This window comes from Pseudomonas sp. P4_C8 (assembly GCF_056401975.1).
Window position 1 is genome coordinate 1 of record NZ_JBFUIH010000016.1, and the last position, 15,825, is coordinate 15,825.

General features: G+C 59.6%; 19 protein-coding genes and 1 pseudogene. 6 read left to right on the top strand and 14 right to left on the bottom strand.

Annotation, left to right across the window (positions count from 1 at the left end; translation table 11 throughout):
• Positions 1–273: 273 nt before the first annotated feature.
• On the bottom strand, positions 274–903 hold the full coding sequence (locus tag AC1DWM_RS12080; RefSeq protein ID WP_477795263.1) for a hypothetical protein: 630 nt from the start codon (positions 901–903) through the stop codon (positions 274–276).
• A 225-nt stretch (positions 904–1,128) separates the two neighbouring features.
• Here AC1DWM_RS12080 and AC1DWM_RS12085 point away from each other — a divergent pair, with 225 nt between their 5' ends.
• Positions 1,129–2,334 (top strand): MFS transporter, encoded by a 1,206-nt coding sequence (locus AC1DWM_RS12085; protein ID WP_223517139.1) that lies wholly within the window; start codon positions 1,129–1,131, stop codon positions 2,332–2,334.
• Positions 2,335–2,401: 67 nt separating this feature from the next.
• Here AC1DWM_RS12085 and AC1DWM_RS12090 read toward each other — a convergent pair whose 3' ends face one another.
• Together AC1DWM_RS12090 and AC1DWM_RS12095 are read right to left on the bottom strand one after the other, a co-directional pair.
• A complete protein-coding gene (locus tag AC1DWM_RS12090; RefSeq protein ID WP_223517137.1) occupies positions 2,402–2,806 on the bottom strand; it encodes a type II toxin-antitoxin system HicB family antitoxin in 405 nt (134 codons plus the stop codon).
• Complete coding sequence (locus tag AC1DWM_RS12095) at positions 2,806–3,018, bottom strand: type II toxin-antitoxin system HicA family toxin (RefSeq protein ID WP_223517130.1); 213 nt, start codon at positions 3,016–3,018, stop codon at positions 2,806–2,808. The genes AC1DWM_RS12090 and AC1DWM_RS12095 overlap by 1 nt, the downstream gene beginning before the upstream one ends.
• Positions 3,019–3,299: 281 nt before the next feature.
• Between AC1DWM_RS12095 and AC1DWM_RS12100 the strand changes: the two genes are divergently transcribed.
• The 3 genes and pseudogenes from AC1DWM_RS12100 to AC1DWM_RS12110 all read left to right on the top strand — a co-directional run bounded on the left by AC1DWM_RS12100 (position 3,300) and on the right by AC1DWM_RS12110 (position 5,580).
• Positions 3,300–4,019 (top strand): SDR family oxidoreductase, encoded by a 720-nt coding sequence (locus AC1DWM_RS12100; RefSeq protein ID WP_477795264.1) that lies wholly within the window; start codon positions 3,300–3,302, stop codon positions 4,017–4,019.
• A 147-nt stretch (positions 4,020–4,166) separates the two neighbouring features.
• Complete coding sequence (locus AC1DWM_RS12105; RefSeq protein ID WP_223517126.1) at positions 4,167–5,054, top strand: LysR family transcriptional regulator; 888 nt, start codon at positions 4,167–4,169, stop codon at positions 5,052–5,054.
• A gap of 59 nt (positions 5,055–5,113) precedes the next feature.
• Positions 5,114–5,580, top strand: a pseudogene (locus AC1DWM_RS12110) (helix-turn-helix domain-containing protein).
• Between the two features lie 110 nt (positions 5,581–5,690).
• Here AC1DWM_RS12110 and AC1DWM_RS12115 read toward each other — a convergent pair.
• From AC1DWM_RS12115 to ccmA, 10 genes are all read right to left on the bottom strand, one after another.
• Positions 5,691–6,095, bottom strand: coding sequence for a hypothetical protein (locus AC1DWM_RS12115; RefSeq protein WP_477795265.1), 405 nt, complete (start codon positions 6,093–6,095; stop codon positions 5,691–5,693).
• Positions 6,096–6,109: 14 nt separating this feature from the next.
• A complete protein-coding gene (gene ccmI / locus AC1DWM_RS12120; RefSeq protein ID WP_223517122.1) occupies positions 6,110–7,312 on the bottom strand; it encodes a c-type cytochrome biogenesis protein CcmI in 1,203 nt (400 codons plus the stop codon).
• On the bottom strand, positions 7,305–7,778 hold the full coding sequence (locus tag AC1DWM_RS12125; protein WP_223517120.1) for a cytochrome c-type biogenesis protein: 474 nt from the start codon (positions 7,776–7,778) through the stop codon (positions 7,305–7,307). The genes ccmI and AC1DWM_RS12125 overlap by 8 nt, the downstream gene beginning before the upstream one ends.
• The gene (locus AC1DWM_RS12130; protein WP_223517118.1) at positions 7,775–8,311 is read right to left on the bottom strand and encodes a DsbE family thiol:disulfide interchange protein; all 537 of its coding nucleotides are present in this window, start codon (positions 8,309–8,311) and stop codon (positions 7,775–7,777) included. Before AC1DWM_RS12130 ends, AC1DWM_RS12125 begins: the two co-directional genes overlap by 4 nt.
• The gene (locus tag AC1DWM_RS12135; protein ID WP_477795266.1) at positions 8,308–10,296 is read right to left on the bottom strand and encodes a heme lyase CcmF/NrfE family subunit; all 1,989 of its coding nucleotides are present in this window, start codon (positions 10,294–10,296) and stop codon (positions 8,308–8,310) included. Before AC1DWM_RS12135 ends, AC1DWM_RS12130 begins: the two co-directional genes overlap by 4 nt.
• Positions 10,297–10,299: 3 nt before the next feature.
• The gene (gene ccmE / locus AC1DWM_RS12140) at positions 10,300–10,755 is read right to left on the bottom strand and encodes a cytochrome c maturation protein CcmE (RefSeq protein WP_223517115.1); all 456 of its coding nucleotides are present in this window, start codon (positions 10,753–10,755) and stop codon (positions 10,300–10,302) included.
• Positions 10,752–10,928 carry a heme exporter protein CcmD gene (gene ccmD, locus AC1DWM_RS12145; protein ID WP_150781078.1) on the bottom strand — a complete coding sequence of 59 codons (177 nt, stop codon included), beginning with the start codon at positions 10,926–10,928 and terminating at the stop codon, positions 10,752–10,754. The genes ccmE and ccmD overlap by 4 nt, the downstream gene beginning before the upstream one ends.
• The gene (locus AC1DWM_RS12150) at positions 10,925–11,680 is read right to left on the bottom strand and encodes a heme ABC transporter permease (protein WP_477795267.1); all 756 of its coding nucleotides are present in this window, start codon (positions 11,678–11,680) and stop codon (positions 10,925–10,927) included. Before AC1DWM_RS12150 ends, ccmD begins: the two co-directional genes overlap by 4 nt.
• Positions 11,681–11,752: 72 nt before the next feature.
• A complete protein-coding gene (gene ccmB / locus AC1DWM_RS12155) occupies positions 11,753–12,421 on the bottom strand; it encodes a heme exporter protein CcmB (RefSeq protein WP_223517113.1) in 669 nt (222 codons plus the stop codon).
• A complete protein-coding gene (gene ccmA, locus AC1DWM_RS12160; protein WP_223517112.1) occupies positions 12,418–13,053 on the bottom strand; it encodes a cytochrome c biogenesis heme-transporting ATPase CcmA in 636 nt (211 codons plus the stop codon). The genes ccmB and ccmA overlap by 4 nt, the downstream gene beginning before the upstream one ends.
• Positions 13,054–13,250: 197 nt before the next feature.
• Between ccmA and fliK the strand changes: the two genes are divergently transcribed.
• Together fliK and AC1DWM_RS12170 are read left to right on the top strand one after the other, a co-directional pair.
• Positions 13,251–14,825 (top strand): flagellar hook-length control protein FliK, encoded by a 1,575-nt coding sequence (fliK, locus tag AC1DWM_RS12165; RefSeq protein ID WP_477795268.1) that lies wholly within the window; start codon positions 13,251–13,253, stop codon positions 14,823–14,825.
• Entirely contained in the window at positions 14,822–15,151 is a 330-nt protein-coding gene (locus AC1DWM_RS12170) for an EscU/YscU/HrcU family type III secretion system export apparatus switch protein (protein ID WP_223517109.1), read from the top strand. Before fliK ends, AC1DWM_RS12170 begins: the two co-directional genes overlap by 4 nt.
• Positions 15,152–15,284: 133 nt before the next feature.
• Here the strand turns inward: AC1DWM_RS12170 and AC1DWM_RS12175 are convergent, their stop codons facing one another.
• Complete coding sequence (locus tag AC1DWM_RS12175; protein WP_223517107.1) at positions 15,285–15,806, bottom strand: hypothetical protein; 522 nt, start codon at positions 15,804–15,806, stop codon at positions 15,285–15,287.
• Positions 15,807–15,825 lie beyond the last annotated feature (19 nt).

Here is a 15,825-nt window from a genome sequence, read left to right on the forward strand (position 1 = left end):
GTGCCTGAAGAGGGCTACCACTCGGAATATGAGGCCCGAGTAGATATCAACCGATATGTGGCGCGCTACAACAATGTAAGGCGCCACAGCTACAACGGTTACCACTCGCCGGTAGCGGCAGAAAAGATGGCGGCGTGAGAACCGAAAACAATGTCCAAAATTACTGGACCAGATCAGCCTGCTCGCGATAGCGGAGTGTCATTCAACATTGATATCGACTGACACTCCGCTATCGCGAGCAGGCTCACTCCTACAGGGGTTTGCGCCAAGCAGTTACATCGGCGGTGTAACGCCATCCTTACCCGCCGAGATCGATTGCGCGGTCAGCGTTCCGTCAGCGCTTTGTGTGACAAACGTCACGATCTTCACCCCCACCTTCAGCAAACTGCGATCCCCCGGCATCAGGTTCACAATCGGTACATCCTCCGGCACCAGAATCTTCTGCTGCCCGCCCTTGTAGTTAACCGTCAACACTCGGCCATTGCTGACCACCAGATCGCCAACACTGCCATTGGTCATGCTGCTGCCCTTGACCAGATCAAACGGCCGATGCCCGTCGCCGCTGCCAGCCAGTTCCGGTGGAAAAACGTGGACTTCCAGCGCCTTGAGGGTGCCATCTTCCTGAGGAATGGCGGCCGAGCCGATGTAGCTGCCGGGTCTGATGTCTTCGATATTGGCCAGGGTGACGGCGCGGACTTTGGTGTCGTTGGTCAGATTGATGACCACGTTTTCACCGCTGTTGGTGTGGACTTTCAACACGTCGGGGCTGACCCCGGTGATCTCGCCGCGAACACCAATACGCAAGCCCGGTGCGTCAGCGGCCTGGGCCAGGCCAGCGGTAAACAAAGTGATCAGTGTCAGGGTTGAAGCGCCGCGAATCAGGTGACGGAACATTGCAGTCATGGCAGTGCCTTCCGGTAATGAAACGTGAAGAGAGAACATAAGCACGCTATCGAACAGGATGTAAGTGAATGTATCATCCGCACTCTATATCCCGACGCAAGGCGCAAGCCCACCCCGCGTCACTCATTCCGCAATGGAATGATTACTATCACTTCAATCCCTCTTCCGCCGTTTGGGCTTGCCGCTTAGCCTTCGCGCATTCCCTTTTGTTCAGAGAGTTCCGTTATGAAACCAGCGATTGAGGTGCCTCACGGCGCCGCGACAATGACCAAAGGCATGGTGCTGCTCTTCGCCTTTTGCTGCGGAGCCATTGTGGCCAATATTTACTACGCCCAGCCGATCATCGGCCTGATCGCGCCGGACATCGGCCTGACCAGCACCATGGCCAGCCTGATCGTTTCGCTGACCCAGATTGGCTATGCGCTGGGGCTGTTCTTCCTGGTGCCGCTGGGCGATTTGCTGGAGAACCGCCGTCTGATGATCATCACCACCGTGGTGGCGATTGCGAGTTTGCTGGGCGCTGCGTTCACCGATCAGCCCAACGTATTTTTGCTGATCTCGTTGCTGGTGGGTTTCAGTTCGGTGTCGGTGCAGATCCTGATTCCACTGGCCGCGCATCTGGCACCGGAAGAATCTCGTGGCCGCGTGGTCGGCGGGATCATGGGCGGTTTGCTGCTGGGCATTCTGTTGGCTCGGCCGGTGTCCAGCGTGGTGGCTGACCACTTCGGCTGGCGCGCGATGTTTATGATTGCGGCAGCGTTGATGGCGGCGATCAGCATCGTGCTCGCGCTGACCATTCCCAAGCGCCAGCCTGATCACAGTGCTTCTTATGGGCAGTTGCTGGGGTCGTTGTGGACTCTGTTGCGCCAACAACCGATCTTGCGTCAGCGTGCGTTTTATCAGGGTTGCATGTTCGCCACGTTCAGTCTGTTCTGGACCGCCGTGCCGCTGGAGCTCGCACGCAACCATGGCCTGTCGCAAACCCAGATCGCGATCTTCGCCCTGGTCGGTGCCATCGGCGCCATCGCCGCGCCCATCGCCGGGCGACTGGCCGATGCCGGCCACACCCGCATCGCCTCCTTACTGGCCCTGCTATTCGCCAGCCTGAGCTTCCTGCCAGCGTTCATCCATCCGCTCTACAGTGTGATTGGCCTTGCCGTGACCGGTGTGGTGCTCGACTTCTGCGTGCAGATGAACATGGTCCTCGGCCAACGCGCGGTCTACGCCCTCGACGCCAAAAGCCGCAGCCGACTGAATGCGCTGTACATGACCAGCATCTTCATCGGCGGCGCATTCGGTTCGTCGGTGGCCAGCGCGGTGTATGAGCACGGTGGCTGGTTATGGATCGTGATTGTGGGTAGTGCGTTTCCGCTGTTGGCGTTGCTGCGTTTTTTGAGTGTGTCGCAGAAGGCTTCGTTGGCGACGGCTTAAGAAATCTAAAGTCTTGTGGGCAAGCTCTAGCGTCGAGCTTGCCCACAAGGGATGTGCCTCAGCTCACTCAGTGTCGAACCAACTTTTCCATTGCCGCATCTGCCAGAAAGGAAGAACGGCTTTTCACATTGTGCTCGCGCACATACCGGTCAATGCGTTGAATCACATAACCAGGAAGTGTCACGTTGACCTTCTCGGTTTTGCCCATATAGGGCGCGACGTCCAACTCCAGCATTCCCCAGCCCATATCGGCGAAATCCGGATTCCCACGGTGAGCAGCCGCAGACGTAGGCATCGGTATCGACTCCCCGTCAGCCGCAATTTCCTGAAGCATGATGTGAGCAATCTCGACCGCCGCATTGTAGGCATCTTCAAACGTATCCCCGGCCGTTACTGCGCCTGGAATATCGGGGATCTGAATACCGATGGCGGTGTTCTCGTCGCCCCACTCGATACAGATTGGATATTGCATTATGGATCTCCTGCAAAACTGGCTCCCGGGCAGTACAACCCGGCTCGCCTCCTGATGCTTTTGACCGTCCCGATCGGTAAATCCTTTTTCGGATGAGGGACGGGAATGGTGTACGGGTTGTAGGGGTGTTTGAAGATGTGATGACTTCCGGTAATCCGATCCAGTATCCATCCAGCCTCTTCCAACTCTTTAATCATTAGCCTGCTCTGCACCAATAGCCTCCTTGCTCAGGCCCAAACAAAAGTAACCCTAGAGTTATCTTTACTCAAGCACAAAACTCCGGATCGCGACGCTCGGTTGTTTTACAGGGTGTGATTGCGGGCCACGGCATTCCCCACAAGAATGAATACTTTCGCGGAGCGTGATTCGTTACGCCGAGGGCAACCCGGATTACACTCAGCGTCCTGAGCCTGAAGCGATGCTGGATGCGATTCGCGACTGACCCTTTCAACTGCCGCCCGGCCCGGCGGCAGGTTCTTTCAAGGAGTGTGAAATGACCCGTCGTACTTTTCTCATCACTGGCGCCAGCAAAGGCATTGGCCGCGCGGTGGCTGAGCACTTGGATCGTGCTGGGCATCGAGTCGTCGGGATTGCCCGAACGCCTGATCTGACGTTCCCCGGCATTCTGTTTCCGCTGGATTTGAACGACCGGGCGCTGACTAGGGAAGTGCTGGCGGATCTGGCCAGGACTTACGAATTTGATGGACTGGTGAATAACGTCGGCCTGGTACGCCCGCAAGTGTTGGGTGAAATTGATCTGGATACGTTCGACGAAGTAATGCGGGTCAACCTCCATTCGGCGTTGCAGGCCACCCAGGCACTGTTGCCGAACATGCGCGCCAAGGGTTGGGGTCGGGTGGTGAATATTTCCAGTTTGACCGTGCTCGGGATCACCCAACGCACTGCGTATGCAGCGGCCAAAGCGGCGCTCATCAGCTTCACGCGATCGTGGGCGCTGGAACTGGCGCAAACCGGCGTGACGGTGAACGCGGTGGCGCCGGGACCGACGGAAACCGAATTGTTTCGCGCCAACAACCCGCCTGGCAGTGAAGGTGAAGCGCGGTATCTGGCAGGCGTGCCGATGGGGCGGTTGGGGCAGCCGCAAGAGATTGCGGCGGCGATTGCGTTTTTGTTGTCTGAGCAGAGCGGGTTTATCACCGGGCAGACCTTGTTTGTCGATGGCGGCGCGTCCATCGGTAAAGCCGCGTTCTAACCAACAACACAAAACCCCTGTAGGAGTGAGCCTGCTCGCGATAGCGCTGGGACAGTCACATCGATATTGACTGACCCAACGCTATCGCGAGCAGGCTCACTCCTACAGGGGATCTCCTAAAGGCATCAGACGGCACAAGGACTTCAGATGGACCGCCTCGCCGCAATGGAAACCTTCGTCTACGTCGTGGAAACCGGCTCGTTTTCCGCCGCCGCCCGGCGCCTGAATATCGGCCAACCCGCCGTGTCGAAAGCCATTGCGCAACTCGAATCACGCCTAGCCGTGCGACTGCTGTTGCGCTCGACCCGAGGCCTGACACCCACCGAGGCCGGCCTGGCCTTTTTCGAACGCGCCAAGCGTGCCATCGAAGAAGCCGACGAGGCCGACAACGCCGCGCGCGGTGCCGCCAGCGGGCTCACCGGCAACCTGCGCATTTGCGCCGCCGTGACCTTCGGCCGAATACATATCGTGCCGCACCTCGGGCCTTTCCTCGATCAGAATCCAGACTTGAACATCGACCTGATGCTCGACGACCGCAACGTCAATCTGGTCGAAGAAGGCGTCGACATCGCCCTGCGCATGGGCGCCCTGAGCGATTCCGGTCTCACCGCCCGCAAGATCGCCGAATGCCGGCGCGTGGTGCTGGGTACGCCGGCCTACTTCGAAAAACACGGCGAACCCACCTGCCCGGCTGACCTGAGCAAACATCAGGCGGTGGTCTACGCCCTGGGCGGCGGCGCCAACTGGCAATTTCGCAACGCGTCCGAAGAGCAGGCCGTGATCATCAGCGGCCGAATTCGCGTCAGTGCCGCCGAAGGCTTGCGTGAAGCAGTCCTCGCCCACTTGGGGCTGACCATGGCCTCCGAATGGATGTTTGCCCCGGAACTGGCCAGTGGTGCGGTCAGGGAAGTGATGAAGGGCTGGACACTGCCGAACCAGGATTTGTGGGCGGTGTTTCCCACCGGAAGAATGGCCAGCGCGAAGGCTCGGGCGTTTGTGGAGTATGTGCAGGGGTTGTTGGTGAAAGAAGCCTGACGTTTCGATTAATTCGAATAGCCTGCCAGCTTCGATAATTCAGAATATTGGAAACCGCCATGTCACCTGTCATCAACCCTGCAATCACCTTGCCTATGGAGCGCGAAGTAAAAGCTGCCATCGAGGGTCAGCGCGCCTTGGCGGCCTACCTGGCGACTCAATTCGAAACCCAGCACATCCAGATTTTTGATGAGCGCAACGAAGCTCACACCGTCGAATTGCCCACCTCGGCACTCCGATTGCTAGTCAACATCCTGGCTTAGCTCGCGGCGGGTAACGCCGTCAAAGTGGTTCCGGTTCACGCCGACTCACCACCCAGGAAGCCGCTGACCTGCTCAACGTCTCACGCCCGCACCTGATCAAACTGCTCGAATCCGGCGACTTGTCCTACCACAAAACCGGCAAGCACCGACGTGTGCGCTTTGCCGATTTGATGGACTATAAAAACCGGCGCGACACTGCCAGCGAGCAAGCAATGACGCTTCTCGCGGAGCAAGCACAAGCGTTAAGGACAGGATACGAGTGAGGCATTGTCTTTTACGGTTGAGTCCTGAAAAACACCGCTCCCACAGGGTTTTGGGATAAATCAGTTTTTTGAGTAGGTACAAATAAGGCGACCCGAAGGTCGCCTGTGCGTTACTGCCCGAATTGCCGCCCCAACCCGCCCGGCACGCCATGGATATCCGTGTCTTCCCACGGCCCGTTCGGACTGATCGAGCGGCTCCAGCCGTTGTTCCAGCGGTAGTAGGTGCGCTGGCGGTAGAAGGTGTTGGTCTGATCATCCAGCACATAGACGCCGAGCTTGGCATCCCAATGGCTGTTGCCACCCGGTGGTGGTGCGAAGCTGGCGGAGGTGCGTGGCATCGGTTTGGCGGGCTTGGCCGGGATGCCCGGTTTGCTCGGCGAAGGTGTTGGCGACGGTGTAGGTCTTGGCTGCGACGGCGGAATCGGCGGCGGCGACGTGGTCTCCGGCGGCTGGACCGCACATGCGCTTAACCCCAAAACCAGACTGAGCAGGGTGATACGAGCAATAGCGGTCATGTGGCGTTTTCCTGTTATTTATCCGGGCTGTCGATAGTCAGTGTCTGCGGCGCGGTGGTGCTGCTGGCCAGAGGCTGGCTGCGACCGACCCACTCTCCGGCAGTCGGTTGGCCGGCACGGGAGACGCGCGCAACCAGTTGGACTTCAGGGAAGTTGGACAGTTTCAACTGCGGCATCATTGCGTCGGCATCTCCCAGTTCGACGGTCACCGGCAAGTCGGCCACGGTCAGGCGTTTGGCCGCCAGCGGCGCAGGTGGGCCTGAGGTGGCGCGGGCGAAGATGAATACGCTGTCGCCCGGCTGGACCTTGGCTTTGAGCGCTGGCGCCAGGTCTACGGTGACTTTCAGTAACGCTGCAGGTTTGGCCACGGGTGCCTGAGCAACCTTGCCACCGCTGGCTACAAGTTTCTCGGTGGCCTTGGCGATACCGCCTTGCAGTGCGGCACGGGAGTTGTCCTCGGGCGGCAGTTGCTCCAGCAGGCGATTCCAATAGTCGATGGCGTCCTGATAACGCTGGCTTTCAAACGCCACGATGCCGAGCAGGCCCAGACTGGTGACTTCTTTCGGATCGGCTTTCAGCGCTTCATCAGTCAGCGCCTGAATCTTGTCCGACCACTTTTTGCCATCGGCGAAGTATTGGGCCTGAGCCCATTGGCCAAGCAGTTCCGGTTGACGACCGGCCAGGTTCACCGTGCGTTCGAAGATCTTCGCCGCATCGCCAGGACGGTCCTGAGCCATGTACGTGCGACCGAGGAAATACAGGCCTTCAGCCGAGTCCGGCTGAGCGGCGACGGCGCGCTCCAGGCGACGGGTCATCTCTTCCATCGACTGCGGCGCCTGGGCGAATTCGCGGGTCAGTTCGACTTTATCGCTGGCGCCGAAATGCAGGTACAAGCCAAGGCCGAGCACCGGAACCAGCACCGCCGCCAGCAACGGCAACGGCTTGCCCAGGCGAGTCACTCGCGGCGCTGCAACGCCTTCGGTGTCGGCGAGCAGCTCACGGGCCGCTTCGGCGCGGCCGGTGTCCATTTGCGCAGCATCGAGCACGCCCTCTTCCTGCTGAGTCTGCAACTCAGCCACGCGCTCTTGATACAGCGCGACGTTCAGGGCAGTACGATCCTCTTCAAGTTGCGCGCGACGACCACGCAGAACCGGGATCAACAGAAAACTCAGGGCAACCAGAAGTAGCAGACCTGCAGCAAGCCAGAAATCAATCATTCTTGGTTTTATCCAACAGGTGGTCGAGGCGCTCACGCTCCTCGGCAGAAAGCGCGTCCGGGGTTTCAGCGCGTTGTACGCGACGACGGCGGACGATCACGGCGATGATCACAAAACCGCCCAGCAACAGGCCGGCCGGGCCGAACCAGAGCAGTGCCGTCTTGGCGTTGAGTGCGGGTTTGTAACGGACGAAATCACCGTAGCGGTCGACCATGAAGTCGATGATCTGCTGATTGTCCTTGCCCTCGCCGAGCATGCGGAAGATCTCTTTGCGCAGGTCGGCGGCGATCGGCGCATTGGAGTCGGCGATGTCCTGATTCTGGCACTTGGGGCAACGCAGTTCTTTGGTCAGCTCGCGAAAACGCTCGCGATCACCTTCTTTGGCGAACTCGTAGGTGTCGATGGCGGCGTGCACCACGCCGGCCATGCTCAAGCCCAATACCACAGCAGCTATCCAGCGTTTCATGGCTTGGCCTCATCGACCAGTGCCTGATACTTGGCGGCCAGTTTTTCGCGCCAGACCTGCTCGTCGATCACGCCGACAAACTTGTCGCGGATGATGCCCTTGGCATCGATGAAAAAGGTTTCCGGCGCGCCGTAGACACCGAGGTTCAAGCCCAGGGTGCCAGCGTCGTCACGGATGTCCAGTTGATACGGATTGTGGAACTCCACCAGCCACTTCAAGGCATCAGCGTTGACGTCCTTGTAGTTAATGCCGTAAATCACCACGCCCTGCTGGGCCAGCTTGTTAAGTACCGGGTGCTCGACCCGGCAGGAAATGCACCAGGTGCCCCAAACATTGACCAGCGCTGGTTTACCCAGAATGTCGGCCTTGGTCAGTGTCTTGTCACCTTGCACGTTCGGCAGGGAAAACTCCGGGAACGGCTTGTTGATCATCGCCGAAGGCAACTCGGCCGGGTCCAGATAGAGCCCGCGATACAGAAAAACAGCCACCACCAGAAAAATCACCAGTGGCAACAGCATCAACCAACGTCTCATGCAGCGGCTCCCGTCATGCCCAGTGCTTCACGCACGCGGCTTTTCACTTTGACCCGATAACGCCGATCCAGCGCCGCCAGCAATCCGCCGAAGCCGGTCAGCAGGCCGCCGAACCAGATCCAGCGCACGAACGGTTTAACGTGAACGCGCACGGCCCAGGCGCCATCGCCCAGCGGTTCGCCGAGGGCGACGTAAAGGTCACGGGTGAAACCGGCGTCGATCCCGGCTTCGGTCATCACCGAGTTCTGCACGGTGTAGAGGCGTTTTTCCGGGTGCAACACGCTGACTTCCTTGCCGTCGCGGATCACCCGAACGGTGCCCTTGTCGGAGGTGAAGTTCGGGCCTTCGAAGTGCTTGGCGCCTTCGAATACAAACTGATAACCGCCCAGATCCATGGACTCGCCCGGCGCCAGGCGCAGGTCACGCTCGGCACTGTTCTGGCTCGACAGCACGACGCCGAGAGCGCACACGGCGATGCCGAGGTGAGCGACCTGCATGCCCCAATAGCTGCGGGTCAGGGTCGGCAGGCCTTTGATCAGGCCTTTGTGGCGAGTCTTGTCGACAATGTCACGCGCTCCAGCCAACAACACCCAGGCCGCGAGCATGAAGGTCGCGATGACTGCCCAGTTGAAATCGCCGTAAGCGACGCCGGCAATTACAGCCAGTGCAGCACTGCCCAGCAACACCGGGGTGAGCATGCTCATCAGCCACTTCACCGGGGTGTCCCTCCAGCGCACCAGCATGCCGACCGCCATCACCACCATCAGCAACGCCATCAACGGAATGAACAGCGCGTTGAAGTACGGTGGGCCGACCGACAGCTTGGCGCCGGTCATCGCATCCAGAATCAGCGGGTACAAGGTGCCGAGCAGGATCATCGAAGCCGCCACCACCAGCACCAGGTTGTTCCCCAGCAGCAGGGTTTCCCGAGACCAGAGGTTAAAGCCCACCTGGCTCTTGACCACGGGTGCACGCAGGGCGAACAGCGTCAGCGAACCACCGACCACAAACAGCAGGAAGATCAGGATGAACACACCGCGTTCAGGATCGGACGCAAACGCGTGAACCGAGGTCAGCACGCCGGAACGCACGAGGAACGTACCGAGCAAGCTCAGCGAGAACGCGGCAATGGCCAACAACACGGTCCAGCTCTTGAACACGCCACGTTTTTCCGTGACCGCCAATGAGTGAATCAGCGCGGTGCCCACCAGCCAAGGCATGAAGGAAGCGTTTTCAACCGGGTCCCAGAACCACCAGCCACCCCAGCCGAGTTCGTAGTACGCCCACCACGAACCGAGGGTGATGCCGATACCAAGGAACGCCCAGGCGACGATGGTCCACGGACGCGACCAGCGAGCCCACGCGGCATCAAGGCGACCGCCCATCAGCGCCGCAATGGCGAAGGCGAAGGCTACCGAGAAACCGACATAACCCATGTACAGCATCGGCGGGTGAACGATCAGGCCGATGTCTTGCAGCAACGGATTGAGGTCGGCGCCATCGCTGGGCATTTGCGGCAGGATGCGCTTGAACGGGTTGGAGGTGAGAATCAGGAACAGCAGGAAACCCGTGCTGATCATGCCCATCACGGCCAATACCCGCGCCAGCATGACCTGCGGTAACTGTCGGGAGAACACCGACACCGCGAAGGTCCAGCCACCCAGAATCAATGCCCACAGCAGCAACGAGCCTTCGTGCGCGCCCCACACTGCACTGAATTTGTAGTACCACGGCAAGGCACTGTTGGAGTTGCTGGCGACGTAAGCGACCGAGAAGTCGTCGGTCATGAACGCGTAGGTCAGGCAACCGAAGGCGAACACCAGAAAAGTGAACTGACCCCAGGCGGCCGGCTGCGCGAGGCTCATCCACAAACGGTCACCGCGCCAGGCACCGAGCAACGGCACCACGGCCTGAACCAGCGCGAAACACAGCGCCAGAATCATGGCCAAGTGGCCAAGCTCAGGGATAAAGATTCCGGACGTCATCAATTAACCCTCTTTGGCTTGTGTGGGCGCCGACTGGCCGCTGTCTTTCAGGGCCTTGGTCACTTCCGGCGGCATGTACTTTTCATCATGCTTGGCCAGCACTTCGTCAGCCACCACCACGCCGTCGGCGTTGAGTTTGCCCAGGGCGACGATGCCCTGCCCTTCACGGAACAAGTCCGGAAGAATGCCGCGATAGGTGATGGTCACGGATTTGTTGAAGTCGGTGACGACAAATTTCACGTCCAGCGAGTCGCCGGAACGTTGCAGAGAACCTTGCTCGACCATGCCCCCCGCACGGATGCGCGTGTCTTGCGGCGCTTCGCCATTGGCGATCTGGGTCGGGGTGTAAAACAGATTGATGTTCTGCTGCAGGGCGCTCAGGGCCAGGCCGACGGCAGCGCCGACACCGACCAGGATCGCGAGAATGATGATAAGACGCTTTTTGCGCAGCGGATTCACTTGCCGTTCTCCCGGCGCAGACGACGCGCCTCTTGTTGCAGATACCGCTTGCGGGCCAGGATCGGCGCCGCCACGTTGAGGGCCAGCACCGTCAGGCAAATGCCATAGGCTGACCAGACATACAGGGCGTGATGGCCCATGGCGAGGAAGTCGCCGAATGAAGCAAAACTCATCGAGCGGCCTCCAGACTGTTCTGTACTTCGGCCTTGACCCAACTGGCCCGCGCTTCGCGCTTGAGCACTTCAAGGCGCATGCGCAGCAACAAGACCGCGCCGAAGAAACAGTAGAAGCCCAGCACCGTCAGCAGCAGAGGCAGCCACATTTCAGCCGGCATCGCCGGTTTTTCGGTGAGGGTGAAGGTCGCGCCCTGGTGCAGGGTGTTCCACCACTCCACCGAGTATTTGATGATCGGGATGTTGATCACGCCGACAATCGCCAATACCGCACACGCCTTGGCGGCGCTATCACGATTGCTGATGGCGTTGCCCAGCGCAATAAGACCGAAGTACAGAAACAGCAGAATAAGCATGGACGTCAGTCGTGCATCCCAGACCCACCACGAACCCCAGGTCGGCTTGCCCCAGATCGCGCCCGTGACCAGCGCCACGGCGGTCATCCAGGCACCGATGGGCGCCGCGCATTGCAGGGCGACGTCGGCCAGTTTCATCTTCCAGACCAGCCCGACAATGCCGCACAAGGCCAGCATCACGTAGCAGGACTGCGCCAGCATCGCGGCAGGAACGTGGATATAGATGATGCGAAAGCTGTTGCCTTGCTGGTAGTCGGGCGGCGCGAAGGCCAGGCCCCAAACGACTCCCACGCCGATCAGCAGCAACGCCGCGACGCTCAGCCAGGGCAGCAGTTTGCCGCTGATGCCGTAAAACCATTTGGGCGAGCCGAGCTTGTGAAACCACGTCCAGTTCATACTGTTTCCATCACGGTTGCCCTTCGCTGTGAAGGGCTGGGTCTTTACTGGTTAAATTTTAACCAGACCTCATTATTCGCCGACGCTGATCTTCAGGCCAGCAGCTATTGCAAACGGTGTCAGGGTTATCGCCAGGGCGGTCAGGCTACCAAGCCACAGGAGATAACCGGTCGCCGGCATGCCCTGCAAGGCTGCCTGCAAGGCGCCACTGCCAAGGATCAACACCGGGATGTACAGCGGCAGAATCAGCAGGGCCAATAACAGGCCACCGCGCTTCAATCCCACCGTCAGGGCTGCGCCCACCGCACCGAGCAGGCTCAGTACCGGTGTACCGAGCAATAAAGAAAGCAGCAACACCGGCAGACAAGCGGCAGGTAGACCGAGCATCAACGCCAGCAGTGGAGCGAGCAAAACCAGTGCCAGGCCAGAGAAGGCCCAGTGTGCCAGTACCTTGGCCAAAACCAGAAGAGGCAGGGGGTGCGACGAAAGGACCCACTGTTCAAGCGATCCATCTTCGAAATCACTGCGGAAAAGCCCGTCCAGCGAGAGCAGAACCGATAAAAGAGCAGCCACCCAGACCAGTCCCGGAGACAAGGTTTGCAACAATTGAGCCTCGGGGCCGACCGCCAACGGGAACAGCGAAACCACGATAGCGAAGAATACCAGCGGGTTCGCCAACTCTGCAGGACGGCGGAACAACAATCGGGCCTCACGGGCGACCAACAGGCCGAAAACACTCATACGGCCCAATTCCCCAGATCAATGTCGCGATAGCTGCCCGGCATCCGGGTCAGCGTATGGTGCGTGGTCAAAACGACCATGCCGCCCTGCTCGCAGTGTGTGGCCAGGTGTTCTTCGAGCTGCGCCACGCCTTGCTTGTCGAGTGCGGTGAATGGCTCATCGAGAATCCACAGCGGCGGGCTGTCCAGGTACAACCGCGCCAGCGCCACACGACGATGCTGGCCAGCAGACAGCGTGTGGCAGGGAACATCCTCGAAACCGCGCAGCCCCACAGCCGCCAATGCCTGCCAGATCGCCTCATGGGACGCCGGATGATGCAGGGCGCAGAGCCAGCTGAGGTTTTCCTCGGGCGTCAGCAGCTCCTTGATGCCGGCGGCATGACCGATCCACAGCAGGTTGCGCGCCAGCTCGAAACGTTGCTCATGGAGCGGCTGGCCGTTGAGCAGCACCTGACCGGCGGTCGGCTGCATCAAGCCGCACAGCAGGCGCAACAGGCTGGTCTTGCCACTGCCGTTGGGGCCGCTAATTTGCAACATTTCGCCACTGGCCAGTCTCAAATCGAGATTTTCGAAGAGCAGCCGAAGGTCTCGCTCACAAGCAAGGGCAACGGTTTGCAGGACAGGGCTGGTCAAGGGATCACGGGCCTTTTGCGGTTCAAGTCGGCGGCGAAGCGGCCGCTAAAGAGATGCAGCATAGATGCATTGGCGGTCTGTTCTAGAGAGCTGCGTCAAACAATTGCAATGTTTTCGCCACTCCCCGAAAGACGGGCGGCATTATACATGCCATCCCCTACTCTAAAGAGTGCATTTTCCTCAGGTTGTGACCGCGTATGACAGGCGAAATGAACATACTCCCACTGCCGCAGACTACACCCGCGACTTCGCGGCCGTTGATGGTCAGTGACAACCAGCTGAAGTTGCTGACGCCGATGGAGGGCCTGATCGCCGTCGGGCAGACCGCCAAGGCTGAAGTGCTGTCGCTCAAGCAGACGGATCAGACCTTTCAACTGTTGCTCAAAGTCACCCTCGACAGCGGTCGCCAGAACACGGTCCAAGCCACCAGCACTCAACCGCTGCCCCAAGGCACCCGCCTGGCGATCACCCAACCGTCGGCGACCAACCTGGCCATCACCGTGCAACAGGCCATTGCCACAAGCGTCGCCACCCTCACCCGCATCGACACCGCGAAACTGCCGGTCGGGACATTGTTGCAAGGCAAAGTGCTGACCTCCCAGGTGATGCCACAGGTGCCGGGGCAACCGACGGTGTTTCGCTCGATGGTGAGCTTGCTGAACACAGTGCTGAACGGCAGCACACTGAGCATCGACAGCCCGACGCCCCTGCGCATCGGCACCTTGTTAAGTGCAATGGTGCAAGACACCCAGACGCTGAAATTTGTCCCGTTGAGCGGCCGTCAGGAACAATTGGCCGTGACCCAACAACTGGTCAGCCAGCAAAGTCGCCAGGGTTCTCTGGATGGCTTGATCAAAGTCCTGCAAAACTTGCCGCCGTCGGATCAGACCTCCAGCGACCTGCGCGCCGCCGTGGACAAATTGCTCGCCGGCCTGCCAGACATTCAGCAAATGAGTACACCCAAAGGCCTGGCCCAGGCGTTGGCCAATAGCGGCCTGTTCCTCGAATCCAAATTGCTGACCGGACAAAACCCGACGCTGGCGCCCGACATGAAAGGTGACCTGCTCAAGCTGATCGCCCAAATGACGCCAGGCCTGCCAGCCAATACCAACCTCAACGCAATCATCGCCGCCAACACATTGGTGCAGGCAATGCCGAGTTTCGTGCGCAGCGCCCTCGGCATGCTCGGCCAGGTCAGCGCCAAACCGCTGCCGACCCATTTCCCGCTGCCCGAACGACTGCTGCAAAGCCAGGACGGCGAAGGTGATCTGGAGCATTTGCTGCGTCTGGCAGCGGCAGCGGTTTCGCGTCTGCAAAGCCATCAACTGTCGAGCCTGGAGCAAACCGGCGTGACGGACGATGGCCGCCTGCTCAGCACCTGGCAGCTGGAAATTCCGATGCGCAACGCACAGGACATCGTGCCGTTGCAGGTCAAGTTCCAACGCGAAGAAGCCCCCGAGAAAGAACAACCGCACGAACGTCGCGACGAACGCGAACCGAAACTGCCACTGTGGCGCGTCGACCTCGCGTTCGACATGGAGCCGCTGGGCCCGCTGCAGATTCAGGCGCAGCTGATCAAGGGCAGCCTGTCCAGTCAGCTCTGGGCCGAACGCCCATACACCGCCACCCTGATCGAAAATAACCTGGCCGGACTGCGCGAACGCCTGCTCGCATCGGGCCTGAACGTCGGCGATCTGGATTGCCACCTGGGCAAGCCGCCCCAAGGCCTGCAAACCCGCCTCGAACAACGCTGGGTCGACGAAACCGCATGAAAAGCCCCCACGCCCCACGCCAGGCCATCGCCCTCAAGTACGACGGCAGCCACGCCCCTACCCTCACGGCCAAGGGTGACGAAGAGCTGGCTGAAGAGATTCTACGGATCGCCCGCGACTACGACGTGCCGATCTACGAAAACCCCGAGCTGGTGAGGCTGCTGGCGAAGATGGAATTGGGGGACAGTATTCCCGAGGAGTTGTACCGCACGATTGCCGAGATTATTGCGTTTGCGTGGAATTTGAAGGGCAAGTTTCCGGCGGGGCATGATTCGGAGGTGGGAATGGTGGAGAAGGACGTCACAGATCGCGGGGATGATTACTGAGTTTTCGAGGACGCCATCGCGAGCAGGCTCACTCCCACAATGAATTGGAGGCGCTCACACATTGTGCGTTCGCCACCGATCCCCTGTGGGAGTGAGCCTGCTCGCGATAACAATCTCAGCCGAATCACAAAAATCAGCTCTTAGGCAATTTGTCCGCCAGCGCCACCGTCGTCTCGCCCTCAGTTTTGAAAAAACGCAAAAGCCTGAGGCTGCGACCGACAATCAAGCCATTGATAAGGCCAGCCCCCAATGCTGACCATGCCACCGCCGACACTTCCTCAGCCATTTCCGGATGCATGGCCGCCTGGTATCCGTTGTAATAACGCCAAGCAAAGAAACACCAATACACCATCAATACTTTGATTGTGCCGCCCAAAAGTAGGCGGTTCCCATCGCGCTCTACACTTTGGTAGGAGTAAAAGCGCAACGCCAGAATCCAGCCTGCCAGTAATCCCAGCGCATACATCGAGAGCGGGATCGCAGTTCCTTGGGAGAACTTCAGCGAGGCCAGGGAAATGGCAATAAATATAGCCGGCGTGATCTGCAACGACCTCTTCGACTCATGCCTTTTGAAACACGCACTTACACCGTAGTAAGTCAGGATAAAAAAGACTGCATAAACCCATAGCGGTGTACCACGCAGAATGTCGAGCATAGGCCTCCCTGGCACTGCA

Bases quoted from the DNA above. Each gene is read 5' to 3' on its own strand.
- AC1DWM_RS12080 (WP_477795263.1), bottom strand. From the start codon at position 903: ATGACTGCAATGTTCCGTCACCTGATTCGCGGCGCTTCAACCCTGACA.
- AC1DWM_RS12085 (WP_223517139.1), top strand. From the start codon at position 1,129: ATGAAACCAGCGATTGAGGTGCCTCACGGCGCCGCGACAATGACCAAA.
- AC1DWM_RS12090 (WP_223517137.1), bottom strand. From the start codon at position 2,806: ATGCAATATCCAATCTGTATCGAGTGGGGCGACGAGAACACCGCCATC.
- AC1DWM_RS12100 (WP_477795264.1), top strand. From the start codon at position 3,300: ATGACCCGTCGTACTTTTCTCATCACTGGCGCCAGCAAAGGCATTGGC.
- AC1DWM_RS12105 (WP_223517126.1), top strand. From the start codon at position 4,167: ATGGACCGCCTCGCCGCAATGGAAACCTTCGTCTACGTCGTGGAAACC.
- AC1DWM_RS12115 (WP_477795265.1), bottom strand. From the start codon at position 6,095: ATGACCGCTATTGCTCGTATCACCCTGCTCAGTCTGGTTTTGGGGTTA.
- ccmI (WP_223517122.1), bottom strand. From the start codon at position 7,312: ATGATTGATTTCTGGCTTGCTGCAGGTCTGCTACTTCTGGTTGCCCTG.
- AC1DWM_RS12125 (WP_223517120.1), bottom strand. From the start codon at position 7,778: ATGAAACGCTGGATAGCTGCTGTGGTATTGGGCTTGAGCATGGCCGGC.
- AC1DWM_RS12130 (WP_223517118.1), bottom strand. From the start codon at position 8,311: ATGAGACGTTGGTTGATGCTGTTGCCACTGGTGATTTTTCTGGTGGTG.
- AC1DWM_RS12135 (WP_477795266.1), bottom strand. From the start codon at position 10,296: ATGACGTCCGGAATCTTTATCCCTGAGCTTGGCCACTTGGCCATGATT.
- ccmD (WP_150781078.1), bottom strand. From the start codon at position 10,928: ATGAGTTTTGCTTCATTCGGCGACTTCCTCGCCATGGGCCATCACGCC.
- AC1DWM_RS12150 (WP_477795267.1), bottom strand. From the start codon at position 11,680: ATGAACTGGACGTGGTTTCACAAGCTCGGCTCGCCCAAATGGTTTTAC.
- ccmB (WP_223517113.1), bottom strand. From the start codon at position 12,421: ATGAGTGTTTTCGGCCTGTTGGTCGCCCGTGAGGCCCGATTGTTGTTC.
- fliK (WP_477795268.1), top strand. From the start codon at position 13,251: ATGACAGGCGAAATGAACATACTCCCACTGCCGCAGACTACACCCGCG.
- AC1DWM_RS12170 (WP_223517109.1), top strand. From the start codon at position 14,822: ATGAAAAGCCCCCACGCCCCACGCCAGGCCATCGCCCTCAAGTACGAC.
- AC1DWM_RS12175 (WP_223517107.1), bottom strand. From the start codon at position 15,806: ATGCTCGACATTCTGCGTGGTACACCGCTATGGGTTTATGCAGTCTTT.